The organism is Streptomyces muensis, assembly GCF_021474425.1.
Lineage (GTDB): Bacteria > Actinomycetota > Actinomycetes > Streptomycetales > Streptomycetaceae > Streptomyces > Streptomyces muensis.
On the sequence record NZ_JAKEIP010000530.1, the window covers coordinates 1 to 2,102 of the forward strand.

4 protein-coding genes are annotated in these 2,102 nt (G+C 73.2%); 3 read left to right on the top strand and 1 reads right to left on the bottom strand.

Going from position 1 to position 2,102, the window contains the following annotated elements:
• The first annotated feature begins 103 nt into the window (after positions 1-103).
• Entirely contained in the window at positions 104-622 is a 519-nt protein-coding gene (locus L0P92_RS44030) for an NUDIX hydrolase (RefSeq protein WP_234768747.1), read from the top strand.
• On the opposite strand, the gene L0P92_RS44035 is transcribed toward L0P92_RS44030, so the two are convergent.
• Positions 601-1,398, bottom strand: coding sequence for a hypothetical protein (locus L0P92_RS44035; RefSeq protein ID WP_234768748.1), 798 nt, complete (start codon positions 1,396-1,398; stop codon positions 601-603). The two genes, L0P92_RS44030 and L0P92_RS44035, sit on opposite strands and share 22 nt — an antisense overlap.
• Before the next feature lie 65 nt (positions 1,399-1,463).
• On the opposite strand from L0P92_RS44035, the gene L0P92_RS44040 reads away from it, so the two are divergent.
• Together L0P92_RS44040 and L0P92_RS44045 are read left to right on the top strand one after the other, a co-directional pair.
• Positions 1,464-1,856, top strand: coding sequence for a YidH family protein (locus L0P92_RS44040; RefSeq protein ID WP_048586074.1), 393 nt, complete (start codon positions 1,464-1,466; stop codon positions 1,854-1,856).
• On the top strand, positions 1,853-2,102 hold a 250-nt coding region (locus L0P92_RS44045), incomplete at its 3' end, for a DUF202 domain-containing protein (RefSeq protein WP_234768749.1). The genes L0P92_RS44040 and L0P92_RS44045, both read left to right, overlap by 4 nt.

The window sequence follows — 2,102 nt, forward strand, 5'->3', positions numbered from 1 at the left end:
AGCCCCAGAAAGGGGCGCGGGGAACTGCGCGACCAGCCCCCACTCGCCCGCAGGGATGCGTAGGGGCGGCGGGGGCGGGATGTTGTCCTGGTTGGATGGGTCCATGAGTTCCGCTGACGAGATTCTTGACATCGTGGACGAGCAGGACCGGGTCGTCGGGCAGTCGCCGCGTGGTGAGGCCTATGACAAGGGGCTGCGCCACCGTTGTGTCTTCATCGAGGCCCGGGACGAGCAGGGTCGGCTGTTCGTGCATCGCCGCACAGCGACAAAGCTGGTGTTCCCGTCGCGGTACGACATGTTCGTCGGCGGGGTGGTCGGCGCGGGCGAGACCTACGAGGACGCGGCGCTGCGGGAGGCCGAGGAGGAGCTCGGGGTGAGTGGGCTGCCGCGGCCGACGTACCTGTTCAAGTTCCTCTATGACGACGGCGCCGGACAGAGCTGGTGGTCGGCGGTGTACGAGGTGCGCTGCGAGCTGCCGGTGAGCCCCCAGGTGGAGGAGGTCGCCTGGCACGACTTCCTGCCCGAGGCCGAGGTGGAGCGGCGGCTGACGGAGTGGACCTGGGTACCGGACGGGCTCGACGCGTACGAGCGGCTGAAGGCCTACCGGGCGGCGGCCGGCTGATCCGCCCGGGGCCGGCCCGCGAGCGCGTCGGCCAGAGCCCGCTCCTGGTCGGCCCTGATGCCCAGGCCGGCCGGCACGGTGCGCGGGCTGTACCGCCCGTCGCACACCGCCAGCGGGCTGCCGGACGCAGCCGCGGCTCCTCCTCCGCTGAGAGGGCTGCGGCCCCGCACCGTCCACGTGGGCCCGTCCCAGAACGGGTGGTCCAGAAGCTGCTCGGCCACCTCCGGCGCCACATCCTCGGCCACCCCGACCGCCCTGAGCGCACCTGATGTCCGGGCCATCGCCTCCGCCTCGGGCACATCCGCGTCACCGAAGACGGGCAGCAGCAGGAGCAGCCGCAGCGCCGGATCCACGACGCCCGCGGCGCCGGCCGGGGCGGACCCGGCGACCGCGACCAGCTCGGACCAGGACAGTCCCGGCCCGCTGTAGTGGCCGTCGAGGGAGGCCAGGTGGGCGTGCCGGTCCCAGTCGGGGTGGGTGATCAGATAGTCCGTGCCCGCGTCGTCGGGGAAGTTCCGGTGGACGATCCACAGCACATGTCCGCCCGCCATGGGTATGCGGAACGCCGGCCACACCCGCTCCGCCCCGTGGAGTGCCGAGATCGCCTCGTCGACGTCCGCCGAGTCGGCCCCGAAGGGCTCCGGCTCCTCCGCGAACTCGTCCCAGACAGGGAGGTAGAACGCCGGCCAGAACCCGGGCAGGCCGAGCAGCCGCTCGGCGGGCGCGATGCCGTGCCCGGGCATGGCGTACCCGGCCAGTGACGTGGGAAGTTCCATGCCCCGAACCGTAGCGGGCGGCACTGACAACGCCCCTCGACCGCCGCCCGGATAGGGTCGTGCATGTGATCGAGTTCGTACGGAACGTCCGGCTGTGGTTCGCGCCGCAGGAAGTCCGGCAGGAGGGCGGCACCCCCGACTACCGGTTCTCGCTGGCGAACGAGCGCACCTTCCTGGCCTGGCTGCGTACCGCCCTCGCCCTCATCGGCGGCGGCTTCGCGGTGGACCAGTTCCTGCCGGACCTGCGCTGGGGCTGGCGGGTCGGTCTCGCGCTGGCGCTGCTCGCGGCGGGCGTGCTGTGTTCGCTCCGCGCGGTCAACCACTGGGTGCGCTGCGAGCGGGCGATGCGCCGGGGCGAGGACCTGCCGGTGTCACGGTTCCCGGCGGTGCTGAGCCTCGTGGTCGCGGTCGTCGCCGTGGCGATGGTCGTCGTCGTTCTCGTCGGGTGGGAGGGGTGAGCGCCGGGGCGGCCGGGCAGCCCGTACGGGATCCGGGGCTGCAGCCCGAGCGGACGCGCCTGGCGTGGCGCCGTACGACACTGTCCGGCGCGGTGGCCGCCGTACTCGCCATGAAGACCGCGCTGCACGGCGGCGTCTCGGTGGCCGGGATCGTCGTCTGCGCCCTGTGCTGCGGACTGTGGCTGGCCTTCCTGGCCCTCGCCCACCGCCGCATCCACGCCCTGGCCGCGTCCCCCGAACCCGCCC

Coding starts and splice junctions, on each gene's coding strand:
- L0P92_RS44030 (WP_234768747.1), top strand. CDS start 104: ATGAGTTCCGCTGACGAGATTCTTGACATCGTGGACGAGCAGGACCGG.
- L0P92_RS44035 (WP_234768748.1), bottom strand. CDS start 1,398: ATGGAACTTCCCACGTCACTGGCCGGGTACGCCATGCCCGGGCACGGC.